The sequence below is a fragment of the Bradyrhizobium icense genome (assembly GCF_001693385.1).
In the GTDB taxonomy this organism is placed as follows: domain Bacteria; phylum Pseudomonadota; class Alphaproteobacteria; order Rhizobiales; family Xanthobacteraceae; genus Bradyrhizobium; species Bradyrhizobium icense.
This window is the reverse complement of the sequence record NZ_CP016428.1, coordinates 6679156-6696257: the sequence shown is the minus strand read 5'-3', so window position 1 is coordinate 6696257 and position 17102 is coordinate 6679156. Positions and strand designations below refer to the sequence as shown.

Sequence of the window (17102 nt, the reverse complement as noted above, 5' to 3'; positions counted from 1 at the left end):
CGCCGCGGTGCTGGCGTTAAGTCGCGTGGAAGTTTTCCGCGTGGCGACGGAGGCAAAAGAGCCGTTCTCCGGGAAGAGCACGAAGTAAGCCGTAAGGCCATTGCGCAGGGAAGGCCGGGATGCTCCCGCTGTACCTGTATGCTCGTGTGCGTTTTGTTTTGCGCAACGGCACACGAGACCGCGGGTGCAGCCAGCACTCGGTCTTCCCTGCGCCCTCTAATATCGAGGAGGGCAAAAGATATGCAAACCTCGGGCGAGATGCGTCGCGAGAATGTCGCCTCATATTCAGTTGTCGTCACCCGCGAAGGCGGGTGACCCAGTATCCCAGAGGCGCCAGTGATAGAACCGATAAGCCGCGGCGTACTGGATCCCCGCCTTCGAGCCTGTGAGGGAATAGGATTGAGCAGCCGGTTGCGCTGTGATTCACTGGCATCGAACGGGGTTATTCGATGACCAGTGACGCACGGTTTATTCGGGCTGATCGGACGCAGACGCAGTGGGACTTTGTGGATTTGGAAGCTCTGGTTCCGAGCGACCATCGCGCCCGTATTGTGGTGAGTTTTGTGGAGAGCTTGGACCTTTCGCGGCTTTACGAGGCGATCAAGGCCCGTGAAGGGGAACCTGGACGCCCGCCGCCGGATCCGGCGGTTCTGTTGGCGCTTTGGCTCTATGCGACGATCGAAGGAGTAGGTTCGGCTCGGCAACTTGAACGGCTTGCACGGCATGATCCGGCGTACCGCTGGATCGCCGGTGGGGTACCGCTCAACTACCACGGGCTTGCGGACTTCCGGGTTGCGCATGTGGAGGTTCTCGATCGGCTCCTGACGGAGAGCGTGACGGCGTTGATTGCCGAAGGGGTGGTGTCGCTGGCCGAGATTGCGGTGGACGGCACCAAGGTTCGAGCGAATGCCAGCCGTGAATCGTTCAAGAGCGGCAGCAGGCTTGATCGTATTGAGGCTGCCGTGGAGCGGCGGCTTGCGGCGCTCAAGGCGGAAACCGAAAGCGATCCGGAGGCGTCTTCGCGCCGCAAGCGGGCGGCGCAGGAGCGAGGGTCTCGGGAAGTGAAGGAAAGCGCTGCACGCGCGCGGGCAGCGCTTGAGCGGATGCGAGCGGAGAAGGCGAAACGAGAAAAGACCCATGCCAAGGACGAGGCGAAGAAGTCTGAGCCGAAAGTCTCGCTGAGTGATCCGCAGGCGCGCTCGATGCGCTTTCCGGACGGGGCCATTCGTCCGGCCTATAATGCACAGATCGCGGTGGTGCCCCGGCCAGGCATCATTGTCGCAGTAGAGATGACGGATCGGCGCAACGATGCCGGCTTGGCGATGCCGATGGTGGATCAGTTGGTGAAGCGCTACGGCAAAGCACCACAGACGCTTCTCATCGACACCCGTTACGCGACTGCCGAGGACATCGCCACTCTGTCGGAGCACGCCGCCGGACCGGTGAAGGTCTATACGCCGCCACCTTCAGACCGTCAGGATGTCAAACCCGAGACGCTTGTCAGGCGGACCAGAGAGCGGGCCCGCGAGCCTGACAGTGTCAAAGAGTGGCGCAGTCGGATGGCGACGCAGGCTGGCACCGACGTGTACGCACGGCGCAAGCTCATCGAGCGGATCAACGCCAACCTCAAAAACCACGGCTTCGGCTTCATTCCGGTGCGTGGCCTGATCAAGGCCGCGGCAGTGGCGCTCTGGCATGCGCTCGCCAATAACCTGCTGGCAGCGCACCGCCTGCGAGGCAGACCCACGTGACCAGAGTTCACCGGAGAGAGCCAGTGAGGTAACCGCATCAACCGATCGGCCCACCAAACGCCGCCGCGATATCGGTGGCGGCAACCATCCCCCATTAAGCTCAATTCCTTCACAGGCTCCTTCGCGGGGATGACGGTCTGAGTAGGATGGGTAGAGCGAAGCGAAACCCATCCTACGGGAAAGCCATTTTTTTGCAGCGCAGCAAGTCCTGGGAGGCAGTCCCTGCTAACGGGCAATGGCAATTTGGCCAGCTTATCTGTATTGGTGCAACTGGCATGCAAGCCGCGGAACCGTGCCGTTCGCGTTCTGCAAAAAATTGGGAGGATATATGCGCAAACTGATTTTGGCCGCGGCATCGATCGCGGCGTTGACTCTGATCGGACCGGCCGCGGCTCAGTCGCCGATCGTGATCAAATTCAGCCACGTGGTGGCGACCAACACGCCGAAGGGGCTCGCGGCGGAGAAATTCAAGGAATTGGCCGAGAAATATACCGAGGGCAAAGTCAAAGTCGAAGTCTACCCGAACTCTCAGCTCTACAAGGACAAGGAAGAGCTCGAGGCGCTGCAGCTCGGCGCGGTGCAGATGCTGGCGCCCTCGAACGCCAAGTTCGGCCCGATCGGCGTCAAGGAATTCGAGGTGTTCGATCTTCCCTACATCCTGCCCGACCTCGCCACGGTGCGTAAGGTCACCGACGGACCGCTGGGTACCAGGCTGCTCAAGCTGCTCGAGCCGAAGGGTATGACCGGTCTCGCCTACTGGGATAACGGCTTCAAGCAGATGAGCGCCAACAAGAAGCTCATTTCGCCGGCCGACTATCGCGGCCTGAAATTCCGCATCCAGTCCTCGAAGGTTCTGGAAGCTCAGTTCCGTGGCCTCGGCGTGGTCCCGCAGGTGATGGCGTTCTCGGAAGTCTACCAGGCGCTGCAGACGGGCGTCGTCGACGGACAGGAGAACACCTGGTCGAACATCTATACCCAGAAGATGCACGAGGTGCAGAAGTACATCACCAACACCAATCACGGCTATATCGGCTACATTGTGGTCGTGAACAAGAAGTTCTGGGATGGCCTGCCGGCTGACATCCGCGCCCAGTGCGAGAAGGCGATGAAGGAAGCCACCGCCTACGGCAACGGTCAGTCGCAGAAGGAAAACGACGACGCGCTCGCCGAGATCGTCAAGTCCGGCAAGAGCGAGATCATCAAGCTGACGCCGGAGCAGGACTCGGCCATGCGCAAGGCGATGGAGTCAGTCTACAAGGACGTCGCCGGCCGTGTCGGCCAGGGGGTGATCGACGAGTTCATGAAGGAAGCCAAGGGCGCAACCAACTGAGACGACGTTGTCGGGCTTCCGTGCCAAGGCACGGAAGCCCTTTGTATGTCGGGGCTCGGCAACACACGGCCGCGAAGGAAGGTGAGGCGTCGTAAAAGCCTGACCTGAAGGGGGGACATTGATACTGCTTCGCATCCTCGATCGGCTTGAGGAGATATTGATCGCGACGCTGATGGCGCTCGCGACCTTCATCATCTTCCTCGCCGTCTGCCATCGCTATCTGCTCGGCGTTCCCTTCCTCTTTCCGATCCTGTTCCCGATCAACCTGTCCTGGGCGCAGGAGCTCTGCATCTACATGTTCGTGTGGGTCGCCAAGTTCGGCGCCGCCTATGGCGTCCGCACCGGCATCCATGTCGGCGTCGACGTCGTGGTCAACCAGGTCAGGCCGCCCTGGAAGAACGCGATCGTGCTGTTCGGACTGCTTTGCGGGGCCTTCTTCACTGCCGTCATCGGCACCATGGGCGCGCATTTCGTCTACGGGCTTTACTACACCGACCAGGTGTCGCCCGACCTCGAGATCCCGAGCTGGTTCGTCTACCTCTGTATTCCGCTCGGCTCCTACCTGATGTGCTTCCGCTTCCTGCAGGTCGCGTATCGCTACTTCTTCACGGGCGATCTTCCGCACCATGACCACGCCCATGTCGAGGGCGTCGACGTCGAGGCGCCCGGCGCGGGCGCCGCGGAGGTGACTCGATGACCTCATTCATCATCTTCGGACTGCTGATCCTGCTGATGCTGACCGGCATGCCGATCTCGATCGCGCTGGGTCTGACGGTGCTCACCGTCATCTACACGATGACGAACGTGCCGACCGAGTCGGTGGCTCTGAAGCTGTTCACCGGCATCGACAATTTCGAGATCATGGCTATCCCGTTCTTCATCCTCGCGGGAAATTTCCTGACCCATGGCGGTGTCGCGAGACGCATGATCGATTTTGCGACCTCGATGGTCGGACACTGGTATGGCGGCCTTGGGCTTGCCGGCGTGATGGCTTGCGCGCTGTTTGCCGCCGTGTCCGGTTCGTCGCCGGCGACTGTGATCGCGATCGGCGCGATCATGCTGCCGGCGATGGTCAAGCAGGGATTCCCGAGGCGCTTCGGTGCCGGCGTCATCACAACATCAGGCGCGCTCGGTATCCTGATCCCGCCCTCGATCGTGATGGTGATCTATTGCGTGGCGACCGGTGGCAGCATCGCGCTCGATCCCGCTGGCCAGCGGGTGTCATCGGCATCCGTTGGCCAGATGTTCATCGCAGGCGTCATTCCCGGCATGATGATGGCCACGCTGCTTGGGGTGACAACCTTCTACCGCGCCTGGAGGAACGATTATCCGCGGCTGCAGCGCGCGAGCTGGGGCGAACGCTTCACGGCGTTCCGCAAATGCATGTGGGGATTGCTGCTGATCGTGATCGTGCTCGGCGGCATCTATGCCGGCATTTTCACGCCGACCGAGGCGGCCGCGATCAGTGCGGTCTACGCCTTCGTGATTGCGGTGTTCGTCTATCGCGACATGTCGCTCAGGGACGTGCCGAAGGTGCTGCTCGGCTCGGCCAATATGAGCGCGATGATCCTCTACATCATCACCAATGCGGTGCTGTTCTCATTCCTGATGGCGAACGAAAACATTCCGCAGCACATCGCAAACTGGATCACCTCGGTCGGCGTCAACTGGATCATCTTCCTTCTTATCGTCAACGTGCTGCTGCTGCTCGCCGGCAACTTCATGGAGCCGTCCTCGATCGTGCTGATCATGGCGCCGATCCTGTTTCCGGTGGCGGTCAAGCTCGGCATCCATCCGGTGCATTTGGGCATCCTGATGGTCGTCAACATGGAAGTAGGCATGTGCCATCCGCCGGTCGGACTCAACCTCTACGTCGCCTCCGGCATCGCCAAGATGGGCATCACCGAGCTGACGATCGCGGTGTGGCCATGGCTTCTGACCATGCTGATCTTCCTCGGCATCGTCACCTACGTGCCGGAAATCTCGCTGTGGCTGCCTCGCGCGTTGGGGATGCTGTAGCCATATCGCATTGCGGTGGATCAAACGGTGTCACATTACATCTTGGTAAGGGAAGCCTCCCTTGCCAATCCTTAAGTTGAACGCCGACTGACGCAGGCTCATCTTCATGCAACCTTTCAAGGAGGTTCGCATGAGGAAATTCACCATCGCCGCCGTCGCGGTCCTTGCCATTGCCGGCTCGACCGCCGTCTATGCCCAGCACCGCCATTGGGGCTACGGCCATATGCGGATGAGCCCGGAGGACCGGGCGGCGTACGCCGACGCGCGGATCGCAGCCGTCCATGCCGGCCTTAAATTGACGGCCGACCAGGAAAAGCTGTGGCCGCCGGTCGAGGCCGCGGTCCGGGAGTTTGCCAAGCTCAAAATCGATCGCGCCAATGCGCGGATGAACGCGGCACGGGACGATTCCAGCCAGCAGAAGCCGGACGATCCGGTATCGCGGCTGCGCGACCGGGCCGAGAACATGGGGGCCATGGCGACCGCGATGAAGAAGATCGCCGACGTGGCCGACCCGCTCTACAAGACCCTGGATGACAGCCAGAAGCGCCGGCTTGCCGTCCTGACCCACATGGACCGGATCGGGGGCAGGGAAGGCTGGCGCCATCACCGGTTCGAGCGCGAAATGGGCAGGGACCGCGACTTTGGCCGGCATCACGGCTACGGCCGGGACCGTTATGACCGGGACGACGGACCGGCCCGGGGCGGCCCCGAACGGCTCTGACGCGGCCTGGCCCCGGCTTCGGCCGGAAGCCGCTGAAATCCAGCGGCTTTTTGCCATAGCGGGGAGCCGCCAAAGCCCGGGAAAACTTGCTCCGGCTTGCTGGACATCTGGAGGTCGCTTTGCTAAACGACGCCCTCTTGCAAAGGACCTTCCGGACCAAGATCCGGGCGCATAGCTCAGTTGGTAGAGCAGCTGACTCTTAATCAGCGGGTCCCAGGTTCGAGCCCTGGTGCGCCCACCATCGCGAAAGCATTCCTCCCCAATAGGTCGCGGAGAACAAAACGGGTCTCGTGCGACGTTTTTGTGGTCGTATGTCGCACGGCTGGATTGCTGCACGACTTTTCCATTGGGCGAGCAAAACGGACAATCTGTTCTGTCCGCCGCCGTAGGGTACCGCTAGCTGCAGAACCAGAACCGGATTGTTCGAGTCGGGGGTCGATTCTCCCTCCCGCTACCAAGGCTGCGTGCGACCCCCGCACATAATCATCGAGAGCGAATACCGCGTCGGCGGGCTTTGTGGATCGCGAGCCGGCGCGGAAACGACAGGGGGGAGGGCGGCAGCGGTGAGCCGACAATCCCGTCGGGGAAAACCCTTTTGACAGGACCCCTGCGCCGTGCGACCTTTTTGCATTCACGTATTTGACGTGAGCAGCTCGGGGCTTTGCGTCCAGAGGTTTTCCCTGCGTACCCAGCGGGACTAATAAGAAAATGCGCTTCCGAGCTGTGCTGTCGCCTTGTTGGCGGCCGCGATGTTGTGCGTACCGGAAGCGCAAAGCGCCCGGCTTCGACAAGAAGAATTCAGAACAACGAAGCGTGAGAGGGAGGAACTCTAATGTCGAGAAGCCTGCTGAGACTTGGGCTCATGGGACTGTCGGCCCTGAGCTTCTCTGCCGTCACTTTGGCGGCAACGGTCACCGACGCCAACGCGCAGGAGCGCATCCGCTGGAGAATGCAAAGCACGTTCGGCAGCCAGTTGCCGCATCTCGGGCCGTCAGGCGTGCGCTTCAGCAAGGACATCGAGCGCATGTCCGGAGGAAAGTTCGAGATCAAGTTTTTCGAACCGGGTGCGCTGGTTCCGGCGCTGGAATGCTTCGACGCCGTATCGAAGGGGTCCGTCGAATCGTGCTGGACGACGCCGGGCTATCACACCGGCAAGTATCCGGCGCTCGCCTTCTTCACCACCGTTCCCTTCGGCCCGAGCTTCGGCGAGTTTCTCGCATGGAAGTGGTTCGGCGGCGGCAACCAGCTTCGTGACGAGATCTACGCCAAGCACGACCTGATCGCCTTCGACTGCTTCTGCATTGGTCCGGAGACCTCGGGGTGGTTCCGCGGCGAGATCAAATCGCTGGAGGAAATGCGCGGGATGAAGATGCGCTTCTTCGGCCTCGGCGCCAAGGTGATGCAGAAGATGGGCGTCTCGACCCAGCTCCTTGCGGCGGCGGACATCTTCCCCGCGCTTGAGCGCGGCGTTATCGATGCGACCGAATTCTCGATGCCGAAGATGGATATCCAGCTCGGCTTCCACAAGATCGCCAAGTTCAACTACTTCCCGGGCTGGCACCAGCAGGTCTCGTGCAGCGAGTTCCTGATGAACAAGAAGGCCTATGAAGCGCTGCCCGACAACTACAAGGCGATGATCCAGGTCGCGGCCCAGGCGCAGGTTGCTTACACCTACGCCGAGACCGAAGCACAGCAGTTCCAGGTCATGCAGGAGATGAAAGACAAGTACAGCGTACAGGTGAAGCGCTGGCCGGACGGCACGCTGGCCGCGTTCGAGAAGGCGTGGCTGGAGGTGATCAAGGAGGAGTCGGCAAACGATCCGATATTCAAGAAGGTTGCCGACCACTACCTCGATTTCCGCAAGAAGTATGCAATCTGGGGTGAATCCCAGGTACTCAAGCCGACCTATCAGAAAGAATAGGGCAGGGCGGTTGCATCCCTGAACACGAGCATCGATGCTGATCCGTCTGCGCGCGGCTCAGCATCACACCGACTTCGGACTCGCTGAGGTGATAGGATGTCCCTGCAGGAGCAGAGCCGCGTCGATCGGCGGTTGATCGCGTTCGGTATTCCGCTGTTGATACTGGCTGCGCTCGCAACGCTCGCGACGTTGATCGCCAGCCTGCCATTGGAGCAGCGACGCGAGCTCCTCTACCTCGTGCAGGATTTCCTGCCGATCCTGATGTTCCTGACATTGGCCACCCTGCTGTTCAGCGGCTACCCGGTCGCCTTCATTCTCGGCGGGGTAGCGCTGCTGTTCGGACTGATCGGGTACTTCCTCGGCGTCTTTCAACTTATCGAGTTCTTCAATTTCGTGCCGCGCATCTGGGGCCAGGCCGCCGAGAATCTGGTGCTGGTCGCCGTGCCCACCTTCATCTTCATGGGGGTGGTCATGGAGCGGAGCGGCATCGCCAACGATCTGCTCTACTGCGTGCAGGTGCTGCTCAAGCGCGTGCCCGGCGCCTTGGCGCTGGGCGTGACAATCATGGGCACCATCCTTGCCGCCATGACTGGCATCATCGGCGCCTCGGTGACGATGATGACGGCGCTCGCGCTGCCCACCATGATGCGTCAGGGTTACAGCCATGCGCTGGCCTGCGGCACGATCGCGGCGTCGGGGACGCTCGGCATTCTCATCCCGCCAAGCATTATGCTGATCATCATGGCCGACCTGCTCGGCGTGTCGGTCGGCAACCTGTTCATGGCGGCGATCGGACCCGGCCTGTCGCTGGCGGCGCTCTATCTGCTGTTCGTCTACCTCGCGGCATTGATCAATCCCAGGCTCGCGCCACCGTTGCCGCCGGAAATGCTGGTGGTACCGAAGGGCAAGCTGGTGCCCCTGCTCATGAAGGCATTCTTTCCGCCGGTGTTCCTGATCGGCATGATCAAGGGCTCGATCCTGTTCGGCTGGGCCGCACCGAGCGAGGCGGGCGCCGTCGGCGCCTTCGGGGCGTTGCTGCTTGCGCTGTTCGCGGGCCGGCTCAACGTCGGGATGCTGTCGGAGACGTGTGTGGCCACCGCGCGCACCGTCGCGATGGTCTTCTTCATCATCATCAGCGCCACCTGCTTCGCCTATGTCTATCGCTCGCTCGGCGGCGACGACATCGTCGAGAAGCTGATCACGTCGGCGGGATTGACCGATTGGGGACTCCTGATCCTCATTCTCGGGATTGTGTTCTTCCTCGGATTCTTCCTCGACTGGATTGAGATCACGCTGATCGTGCTCCCGGTTTTTGCGCCGCTGATTGCGGGGCTCGACTTCGGCGAGCACATCGCGAAGGCCGACGTGGTGTACTGGTTTGCCATCCTGATGGCGGTCAACTTGCAGACGTCGTTCCTGACCCCACCCTTCGGCTTTGCGCTATTCTATCTCAAAGGCATTGCGCCCAAGGAGATCAAGATCGAGAGTATCTACAAGGGCATCGTGCCGTTCGTTCTGCTGCAACTGCTGGCGCTCATCGCTGTCATGCTGTGGCCGGAGATCGCCCTTTGGCTGATGCGCCGTACTTATGACTGAACTCACTCCCATTTCCGGTGGTTGATACAGGGATGTGCCAATGCACAAGCAGGTCACTCGAGAGACGCACGGAACACCACTGGCCCTTGGTTTGAGCGACAGGCTGCGCAGCTTCGTCGATTTGGTCGGCCGCTGCGCGGCCTGGTTGATCGTCCCGCTCGTCCTCGTCACCGTCATCGACGTGGTGATCCGCAAGCTTGTCTGGGTGGGTCCGGGCGGAAGGATGCAGGGCGCTCAGCTCTGGCTCGTCGAGCACTTCGGCCGCATGTTCGAGTCGACTCTGCTGCAGGAGATGGAGTGGCACTTCCACACCGCGCTGTTCGCTTTGGCGCTCGGCTTCGGCACGATCTACAACACGCATGTGCGCGTCGACCTCGTGCGCAACCGTCTCGGATTCCGCAAGCAGGCGTGGCTGGAGTTCCTGGGGCTCACATGCTTCATGATCCCCTATCTCCTCGTCGTCATCTGGTTCGCCGTCTCCTATGCCCATCAGTCATTCCTCACCGGCGAGATCTCGGCCTCGACCGTCGGGTTGACCCACCGCTGGATCATCAAGAGCGTCTTGGTGGCGGGACTGATTGTTGCGGCCATCGCAGGCTTTTCCGTGTGGCTGCAGGTGGTGATGGTGCTGTGGGGTGAGCGCACGCGACGCTTCTCGCTGATGACGCTGGAATGGCCGGAAGAGGCCGGCACCAGGGTAGAAGGTAAACAGCGCCTGACGCTGGAGGATGTCGTGTCCGAACCTGAGATTCCTCCAGCCCTTGCGGAGAAGGCGGACGCGGCGGAGTAGAGTGCTGCCGCGATCACTCAGCTGCCCGCGGATCTGGTCCGGCAGGAGATCATGAGCAACAACAACCTGGACTGGGAAAAGCTGTTCAAGCGATACGTGTTTGACGACGTCAAGACGCCATATTTCGTGCCGGTGACGCGAATGACGCAGACGCAGGCGCGCTATGAGCTATTCGCCTACACGCTGTTCATGGGCGTATTGTTCTCAGTGGTCGGCGTTGCGGCAATGTCGACCGAGCTGCCGCACGGCGGCGCGCTGGGCGTGCCGGTCTATGCGCTTGCGGTGGTCGGCGCCGCCCTGATCTTCGGCACGACCCGGCACCCGTGGGCGGCGAGTTTCTGCGCCAGTGCACCCGTCGCGGCGCTGATCTACTTTGTGCTGTATGGCTTTCATCCAAACCTCGGCACGGGCGACAAGGTACTGCTGACCGTGATCGTGCTGCTGTGGCTGCGCTACAGTTGGCGCGTGCTCGCGATCGTCAGGACCTATCCGGACATGCCGCCGCAATGAGGTGCGCGGAGATGAACCGATGACGAGCCCGGCGGCCGGCCCGCCCGAATCCGCATCCCCCGCATCCTCATGGCGCGCTCGTCTTGCGCCCGTCTATCGCTGGCTGGTGCGCTACTTCCTCTGGCACGTGTGGTTTTTCGTGTCCGCGAATCTCATCCTCAACGGGCTGAACTTTCTCACGGGGCGGCCTTGGTGGGCGTTCTGGCCGCTGCTCGTGACCAGCCCTTTGCTCGCGGCGCACTACCTCTTCTACAAGACGGCGACGGTCGACGAGCGCTGGGCCGATGCGCGGACCGAAGAGCTCAACCTCAAGAGCTATGATCGGGGGCACATTGAGGACATCAAGTCTCGGTTCGAGAAGGGTGAAGTGCCGCCCCCGCCGCCGCGCTGACCAAAAATGGTTTGGGCAGAACCCCGAGTTAAGGTAGCGCCGAGTCTATCAGGTGGAAGCATGCCCTCCGCTTTTCTCTCACCACCTGGAACTTAGGCTCCTTGGCTGCTGCACGCGAGAGCATTCTGAAACGGCTTGAAAAAACAATGAGGCGTTTCTTACCCAAACACTCTGCCTTGAATTCATTGGTTTGTCGTTCGTCGCTAGAGAGCGCCATCTAAGACTCACCAGTGAACTCGTTGTGCAAGCCAGCTTGGGAATTTGCGAGCCCCCTGCAGCACCGATTCTTGTGATGTCGGCGCAGGCGATCCGGAAGGATCGCCTTTTGCGTTTTGGGTGCCGTTTCGCAGAGATCGGGCGTTGCGTCTCCGCGATTTTGAACTTGCTCGGCAACATTCGACGAGTAGTTGGATATCGCAAAAAAGCGGTGACATCTGGCGGACTATCAAGGCACGCTAGAGCGTTAGCCTATCAGGTTGCAAGTAGCCGGCGGCGGTGAAGTAGTTTGTGGATTCTGCTGGCGTGTAGGTGTCGACGGTGCGCCCGATAGCGTCCCAAAGGCCGCCGACGGTACGTTCGGCGGCCTTTCGCAAGCTTGCTTTGAGCTTGGCGAAGGCGTTTTCGATCGGGTTGCCTCGATCATCTCACGTATGCGGGGCCCCCTTTGTGGCTGGAGAGGTTGTCCATGATGACAATAGCGTCGTCCGGGAGCTCGGGGACGAGCACCTTTTCGATGTAGGTTTCAAAGGCATCGCGATTGATGGGACCATCGAGCACCCAGGGCGCGATGGTGCCGCGCGTGGTGAGGGCGGCGACGCAGGTTGTTGCTTTCCAGTGGCCGTGAGGAACGCTGGCCCGCAGGCGTTCTCCGCGCAGACATCGACCATGTGTTCGCGCCATGTTGGTCGATGCCCAGGTCTCGTCGATGAAGACGAGCCGATCCCGGTCGAGCTTGCCCTGGCTCTCGCGCCAGGTCTGGCGTCGCGTCAAGACATCCGGGCGATCTTGCTCTGTGGCATGGGCGGTCTTTTCTTACGCGTGATCTTGTGCCGCTCGAAGAAGCGTCGGATCGTGCCATAACCAAAGGACAGGCCTTGTTTGCTCAAGCTATCACGCAATTCCTCGATGGTGATGTCGGGTGAGGCCTTGAGCAGAGCCACGATCGTCGCATGATGGGCATCAATCCGGTGGGACTTGCGATCGCCGCCCTGAGCTCTCGGCTGGGCATCGCCTTGCTCCCGCTCGCGCGTTCGCCAGCGGCTTACACTCGCCGCGCTGACGCCAAATCGCTCAGCAGCCTGCCGGCCTGAAACGCCGCCTCCAATACAGGCAAGCACACGTTCGCGAAGATCCATCGACAGCGGTTTCGCCATGCCCGCCGGCCTCCAGTCCGGCGACCAGCTTGAATCACTAAAACGCTGATTTGTGAATCCCCGACGATTCAGTCAGATGGGCTAACGCTCTAGCGCGAGCAAAACGGACACTCCGAGAGATTGGACTTGGAGCAGAATTCGTTGGTGCCGCTCGCAGTGCCGGCGTGTGCGTTCCTCGTCAACTCCTCACGCCTACCGACCCGCGGTCAATGGTGAACACGCGATCGAGCAGGCCATGCGCGTGCGTCATGCTTGATTCGGCGAGAATCACCGACAATCCGGACTTGCGCAGCCCCGAGATCACCTCGGCCAGGCGCCGGGCCAGCACCGGCGCCACGCCCTCGAACGGCTCATCCAGCAAGAGAAGCTTGCGTCCCGCCATCATCGCCCGACCCAGGGCCACCAGCTTCTGCTGGCCGCCCGAGAGCTGCAGGGCCTTGCGCGCGCGCAAGGTCGTCAGCTCCGGGATGGTGTTGTAGATGTGCGCGAGCTGCACCTTTGCGTCGTCCGCGTCCGCGGCCCAGGCAGGCAGCAGGATGTTCTCCTCCGCCGACAGGCCCGGTACCAGCCGCCGGTCCTCTGGCATGTAGCCGATGCCGAGCCCTGCGCGACGATAGGTCGGCAAGTCCGCCAGCTCTTGGCTCTCGAAGTCGAGCCGTCCGGACGCCGGCGCCTGCAGCCCCATGATGGTGCGCAACAGGGTGGTCTTTCCTGCGCCATTGCGCCCGATCAGGCCGGCGAACTCCCCTGCGCTGACCTCGAGATCGACGCCACGCAAAATCGCCACCGCCCCGATCGACACGGAGACGCCCTCAAGCCGCAGCATGGGGGATCTCCTCGCCGATCACGTAGCGGCGCACGTTCTCTGCGCGCAGCACGGTGTCGGGCGATCCGTCCGCGATGATGCCGCCGTCGTAGAACGCCACCACGCGCCCGGCAAATCGCGCCACGATGTCCATATCGTGCTCGACGAAGATCACCGTCACCCCGGCGATACGCGCCGCGCCCATCACGACGTCCATGATGGCGAACTTCTCGTCGGCAGAGACGCCGCTCGTCGGCTCGTCGAGCAGGAGCAGCTTGGAGCGGCTGGACAGGGCCATGGAAACGTCGAGCAGCTTGCGGATTCCTTCGGGCAACAGGCCGGCCTTCTGCGCAGCATAGGGAGCGAGCTCGAACCGCGTCAGCGCCTCATCGGTCGCGGCCTGCGGATTGTCAGTCGCGGCGATACTCTCGGCGAGCAGCAGATTCTCGCGAACGCTCAGCGAATTGAAGAGCTGCGGTATCTGAAACGAGCGCGAGATGCCGAGCTTGGTAATCTGACGCGGGCTCAAGCCCACGATGTCGCGTTCGCCGAACAGGATTTGCCCGCTGTCGGGCCTGAGATAGCCCGTCACCATGTTGAGAAAGGTCGTCTTGCCGGCACCGTTGGCACCGATCAGGCTGACGACGGTGTCGGGATCGAACGTCAGGCTGATATCGGTCGCTGCCCTCACGGCGCCGAAGCTCTTCTGTAACCCTTGTGCAGTCAGCACCGCCCTCATGCGGACCTCCGCCGCCGCTCGGCGAGCGTCCATAGGCCAGCCGGCAAGAACATGATGATGGTCAGCATGGCAAGGCCGAGCGACATCTGCCACACGTTGGGCGCGTACTGGCTGGCAATCATGCGCAGAGCCTCGAAGATGGTGGCCGCCACGAAGGGGGCCAGAATGCTCTGGATGCCGCCCAGGATGGCGATGAACACGAACTCGCCTGAGGTCGTCCAATACGTCATCTCGGGATCGACATGGCCGACCGCGAGTGCCGCGAGGGCGCCGCCCAGGCCCGCAAGGGCACCCGCGATCAGATAGTTGACGTAAACCACGCGGTAGGGTGAGGCGCCGAGATAGGCCACCCGCAGCTCGTTGTCGCGCACGCCGGTGGCCAATCGCCCCCAGTGTCCACCCAGCAGCCGGTGCACCAATAGCGCCGCAACCACTGCACAGACCGCGCCTGCAATGAGAAACACCCGCCGCTCCGCGCCGGACGCCAAGGCAACTCCGAAGAACGTGCGCGCATGCAGGTTGAACCCGTCCGTGCTGCCGAGCGCGGCACTCTTCACCAGCACGCCGTACAGGATCATCGAAAATGCCAGCGACAGCATGGCAAAGAAGATGTCGCGATACCTGGCGAGCAGCAGGCCCAGCAGAGCGGCTACCAACCCGGCGGCAGCGGCGCCTGCGAGCAGCATTACGGCCGCATCGGCAACATGCAGATGATGCGAGAGGAGGGCAGCCGCATAGGCGCCGATGCCGAAGTACAGCCCCTGGCCGAACGACACGAGCCCGGTGCGCATCAGCACAAGAAGCCCCAGCACCACCACGCCTTTGGCGAGCGCCAGCATGGCCATGAACACCAGCCATTGCGGCGAGAGCAGAGCCAACCCTGTCAGCGCGACGAGGGAAGCGATTGCGACAATTGCAGCCTTCATATCTTGCGCGCCTCCTGCGCCGCGAACAGTCCCTTCGGGCGCGCAATGAGCACCATGGCCATCACGGCGTAGATGGAGAACAGCTCGGCCTCCGGCCAGTAGCGCACCGTGGCCGAGCGGACGAGGCCGACCAGAAGCGCGCCGAGCGCCGCTCCGCCGAGACTGCCGAGACCGCCGATCACCACCACCGCGAAGGCGAGCACGATCACCTCCACGCCGATGCCGGGCGTCACGGCTATCGTCGGCGCCGTGAATGCCCCGCCGAGCGCCGCCAGCGTCGCACCGACGGCGAAGGTGGCGAGATAGACCCGGCTCACGTTGATGCCCATGGCCATGCTCATCTCACGGTCGTGGATGACGGCGAGCAGCAGCTTGCCCTGGCGCGTGCGATAGAGCGCCCAGGCAAGGGCGAGCCCGGTCGCCAGCGCCAATGCGATCAGCACTACGTTGTAGACGGGATAAGGCAGGCCGCCGAGCTGAAAATTTCCGGGCAACGCGTAGGGCTCGGGCAGCAGCAACGAGTCCACGCCCCACACCAGCTTGATCACGTCCTCCATGATCAGGAAGACAGCATAGGTGACCAGCACCAGCACCACCTCGTCCTTGCCGTACATCCACTGCAGCAGGCCACGCTCGATCAGCGGACCGACGAGGGAGCCGACGAGGACGGCCGCGAGCAGCAGCATGGCGAAGCTGCCGGCCGCCGGCAGTCCGCCACCGAGCCATGCGCCGGCAAGCGAGCAGGCTGCATAGGCGCCCAGGGCATAGAGGCTGCCATGGGCCACGTTGAGGATGCGCATGACGCCATAGATCAGCGTCAGCCCGGCCGAGATCAGGAACAGCCAGGACGCATAGGCGATGCCGTCGAAGGCAATGGGCAGGATGCTGCTCATCTGAAGCCAAGCGGCGGCAGCCCGCAGGACTGCCGCCCCTGATTGTTATTTCTTGAGGCCAGACTTGATCCAGGTTTCGCTTTTCATGCCGTCGGGTGGGTTCACCTTGTCCGCGGAATAGCGTGCGACATCCACGATCTTGAGCTCACCGCCCTCGACCTTGGTCGTGCCGACGGCGGCGTCCATGATCGCCTGGTGGCCCTTGCCGAGCGCCATCTTCACCGGCCCACCGGGGCCTTCGAAGGTCAGGTTCTCGAGCGCAGCGATGATCTTGTCCTGGTCGGGTGCCGCATTGCCGCTGCCCTTGGCCTTCTCGTAGGCCGCCTTCACGCTGAGGATTGCCTGCGTCATCTTGAAGGACGCATAGTTCGGCGGGACGTGGTAGCGGTCCTGGTAGGTGGTCTTCAGCCAGCGCGCGAGATCGGTGTCCGGTGCGAACGGCCCAAACGGACCACGCGCCCCCAGAATGGTTCCGTCCGGAATCCGCGTGCCCAGCCTGTTGATGGCCGGTTCGCCGGCTGACAGCACCACCTTGTGCTTCTCGAACAGGCCACGCGGTGCGCCCTGCAGCACGAGGCCCTCAAGATCGCCGCCCCACATGCTGGAATGGATCACCTCCGCCCCACTACCGAGAAGCGTGGTGATTTCGGCGCCGAACTGACCCGCAAAAAGCTTCGGCATCTGCGAGGTCTTCACCTCGATGCCAGGCTTGAGGGTCTTCATGGCGTTCTCGAAGTCCGCCCAGGAGTCCTGACCCCAGGCATAGTTCTGATTGAGGCCGGCAATCGATTTTACGTTGGGAGTGCGCTCCACCAGATAAAGCGCGACGGAGACGTTATCCATCGTGCCGGTTGGACCGGTGCGAAACACGTATTTATAGCTCGCGTCCTCGAAGATGCGAGGCGTGCCGCAGTCGAACAGGACGGTGAGCTTCTTCTGCTCCTCGGCAACGGGCGCAATCGCCAGGCAATCGCCGCTCGAGATGTAGCCGATCACGATGTCGACCCTTGGCACGAGATTGCGATACTCGGCCACCTGCTTCTGTGGGCCGCCGGCCTCGTCGATGATGACGAGTTCGATGGGCGTCCCGCCGAAGCCCTTCTGGGAATAGGGTGCGGGCACGGTGCCCGCGTTGAGCGACTCGGCCGTCAGCTCGGCGGCGTTGCGGGCCGGGACCCCGAACGGACCGGCGGCCGGACCGGACAGGAACGTAACGATGCCGACCTTGAGGGGTTGCTGCGCCAGCGAAGCCGGCACCGCCAGCAGAAAGACGAACGCGGCCAAGGCCGCGCGCAACCCGAAGCTCGATAATGGTCGCATTTGTTTCCTCCTCCTCG

At 62.2% G+C, this 17102-nt stretch carries 15 protein-coding genes, 1 tRNA gene and 1 pseudogene; 11 read left to right on the top strand and 6 right to left on the bottom strand.

Translation table 11 applies throughout. The annotated features are described in order from the left end of the window. Positions 1-449: 449 nt before the first annotated feature. From LMTR13_RS30970 to LMTR13_RS30920, 11 genes are all read left to right on the top strand, one after another. On the top strand, positions 450-1751 hold the full coding sequence (locus LMTR13_RS30970) for an IS1182 family transposase (protein ID WP_065729675.1): 1302 nt from the start codon (positions 450-452) through the stop codon (positions 1749-1751). A 328-nt stretch (positions 1752-2079) separates the two neighbouring features. Further along, a complete protein-coding gene (locus LMTR13_RS30965) occupies positions 2080-3081 on the top strand; it encodes a TRAP transporter substrate-binding protein (protein WP_065731071.1) in 1002 nt (333 codons plus the stop codon). 121 nt (positions 3082-3202) lie between these two features. After that, the gene (locus LMTR13_RS30960; protein ID WP_065733108.1) at positions 3203-3778 is read left to right on the top strand and encodes a TRAP transporter small permease; all 576 of its coding nucleotides are present in this window, start codon (positions 3203-3205) and stop codon (positions 3776-3778) included. Then, a complete protein-coding gene (locus tag LMTR13_RS30955) occupies positions 3775-5100 on the top strand; it encodes a TRAP transporter large permease (protein WP_065731070.1) in 1326 nt (441 codons plus the stop codon). Before LMTR13_RS30960 ends, LMTR13_RS30955 begins: the two co-directional genes overlap by 4 nt. A 130-nt stretch (positions 5101-5230) precedes the next feature. Then, on the top strand, positions 5231-5821 hold the full coding sequence (locus LMTR13_RS30950) for a Spy/CpxP family protein refolding chaperone (RefSeq protein ID WP_065733107.1): 591 nt from the start codon (positions 5231-5233) through the stop codon (positions 5819-5821). A gap of 165 nt (positions 5822-5986) precedes the next feature. After that, positions 5987-6062, top strand: a tRNA-Lys gene (locus tag LMTR13_RS30945). Positions 6063-6653: 591 nt separating this feature from the next. Beyond that, positions 6654-7742 (top strand): TRAP transporter substrate-binding protein, encoded by a 1089-nt coding sequence (locus LMTR13_RS30940; RefSeq protein ID WP_197520946.1) that lies wholly within the window; start codon positions 6654-6656, stop codon positions 7740-7742. A 96-nt stretch (positions 7743-7838) separates the two neighbouring features. Then, positions 7839-9338 carry a TRAP transporter large permease gene (locus tag LMTR13_RS30935; RefSeq protein ID WP_083219294.1) on the top strand — a complete coding sequence of 500 codons (1500 nt, stop codon included), beginning with the start codon at positions 7839-7841 and terminating at the stop codon, positions 9336-9338. A gap of 40 nt (positions 9339-9378) precedes the next feature. Then, on the top strand, positions 9379-10128 hold the full coding sequence (locus LMTR13_RS30930) for a TRAP transporter small permease subunit (RefSeq protein WP_065731068.1): 750 nt from the start codon (positions 9379-9381) through the stop codon (positions 10126-10128). Between the two features lie 51 nt (positions 10129-10179). Continuing rightward, positions 10180-10638, top strand: a complete 459-nt coding sequence (locus LMTR13_RS30925; RefSeq protein WP_065731067.1) for a hypothetical protein — start codon at positions 10180-10182, stop codon at positions 10636-10638. A gap of 19 nt (positions 10639-10657) precedes the next feature. Next, positions 10658-11029, top strand: coding sequence for a 2TM domain-containing protein (locus LMTR13_RS30920; protein WP_156795869.1), 372 nt, complete (start codon positions 10658-10660; stop codon positions 11027-11029). A gap of 455 nt (positions 11030-11484) precedes the next feature. On the opposite strand, the pseudogene LMTR13_RS40025 reads toward LMTR13_RS30920, so the two are convergent. The 6 genes and pseudogenes from LMTR13_RS40025 to LMTR13_RS30885 all read right to left on the bottom strand — a co-directional run bounded on the left by LMTR13_RS40025 (position 11485) and on the right by LMTR13_RS30885 (position 17085). Continuing rightward, a pseudogene (locus LMTR13_RS40025) lies at positions 11485-12402 on the bottom strand (IS630 family transposase). Between the two features lie 178 nt (positions 12403-12580). Next, entirely contained in the window at positions 12581-13228 is a 648-nt protein-coding gene (locus LMTR13_RS30905; RefSeq protein WP_065731065.1) for an ABC transporter ATP-binding protein, read from the bottom strand. After that, a complete protein-coding gene (locus tag LMTR13_RS30900; protein WP_065733105.1) occupies positions 13215-13946 on the bottom strand; it encodes an ABC transporter ATP-binding protein in 732 nt (243 codons plus the stop codon). Before LMTR13_RS30900 ends, LMTR13_RS30905 begins: the two co-directional genes overlap by 14 nt. Beyond that, the gene (locus tag LMTR13_RS30895) at positions 13943-14872 is read right to left on the bottom strand and encodes a branched-chain amino acid ABC transporter permease (protein ID WP_065731064.1); all 930 of its coding nucleotides are present in this window, start codon (positions 14870-14872) and stop codon (positions 13943-13945) included. The genes LMTR13_RS30900 and LMTR13_RS30895 overlap by 4 nt, the downstream gene beginning before the upstream one ends. Continuing rightward, positions 14869-15765, bottom strand: a complete 897-nt coding sequence (locus LMTR13_RS30890; protein WP_065731063.1) for a branched-chain amino acid ABC transporter permease — start codon at positions 15763-15765, stop codon at positions 14869-14871. The genes LMTR13_RS30895 and LMTR13_RS30890 overlap by 4 nt, the downstream gene beginning before the upstream one ends. Before the next feature lie 45 nt (positions 15766-15810). After that, positions 15811-17085 (bottom strand): ABC transporter substrate-binding protein, encoded by a 1275-nt coding sequence (locus LMTR13_RS30885; protein WP_065731062.1) that lies wholly within the window; start codon positions 17083-17085, stop codon positions 15811-15813. Positions 17086-17102: the final 17 nt, after the last annotated feature.

What these genes read in the sequence shown, in the direction of transcription:
- LMTR13_RS30930 (WP_065731068.1), top strand. Translation starts at nt 9,379, where the DNA reads ATGCACAAGCAGGTCACTCGAGAGACGCACGGAACACCACTGGCCCTT.
- LMTR13_RS30890 (WP_065731063.1), bottom strand. Translation starts at nt 15,765, where the DNA reads ATGAGCAGCATCCTGCCCATTGCCTTCGACGGCATCGCCTATGCGTCC.
- LMTR13_RS30935 (WP_083219294.1), top strand. Translation starts at nt 7,839, where the DNA reads ATGTCCCTGCAGGAGCAGAGCCGCGTCGATCGGCGGTTGATCGCGTTC.
- LMTR13_RS30950 (WP_065733107.1), top strand. Translation starts at nt 5,231, where the DNA reads ATGAGGAAATTCACCATCGCCGCCGTCGCGGTCCTTGCCATTGCCGGC.
- LMTR13_RS30955 (WP_065731070.1), top strand. Translation starts at nt 3,775, where the DNA reads ATGACCTCATTCATCATCTTCGGACTGCTGATCCTGCTGATGCTGACC.
- LMTR13_RS30965 (WP_065731071.1), top strand. Translation starts at nt 2,080, where the DNA reads ATGCGCAAACTGATTTTGGCCGCGGCATCGATCGCGGCGTTGACTCTG.
- LMTR13_RS30895 (WP_065731064.1), bottom strand. Translation starts at nt 14,872, where the DNA reads ATGAAGGCTGCAATTGTCGCAATCGCTTCCCTCGTCGCGCTGACAGGG.
- LMTR13_RS30900 (WP_065733105.1), bottom strand. Translation starts at nt 13,946, where the DNA reads ATGAGGGCGGTGCTGACTGCACAAGGGTTACAGAAGAGCTTCGGCGCC.
- LMTR13_RS30905 (WP_065731065.1), bottom strand. Translation starts at nt 13,228, where the DNA reads ATGCTGCGGCTTGAGGGCGTCTCCGTGTCGATCGGGGCGGTGGCGATT.
- LMTR13_RS30885 (WP_065731062.1), bottom strand. Translation starts at nt 17,085, where the DNA reads ATGCGACCATTATCGAGCTTCGGGTTGCGCGCGGCCTTGGCCGCGTTC.
- LMTR13_RS30970 (WP_065729675.1), top strand. Translation starts at nt 450, where the DNA reads ATGACCAGTGACGCACGGTTTATTCGGGCTGATCGGACGCAGACGCAG.
- LMTR13_RS30940 (WP_197520946.1), top strand. Translation starts at nt 6,654, where the DNA reads ATGTCGAGAAGCCTGCTGAGACTTGGGCTCATGGGACTGTCGGCCCTG.
- LMTR13_RS30920 (WP_156795869.1), top strand. Translation starts at nt 10,658, where the DNA reads ATGACGAGCCCGGCGGCCGGCCCGCCCGAATCCGCATCCCCCGCATCC.
- LMTR13_RS30925 (WP_065731067.1), top strand. Translation starts at nt 10,180, where the DNA reads ATGAGCAACAACAACCTGGACTGGGAAAAGCTGTTCAAGCGATACGTG.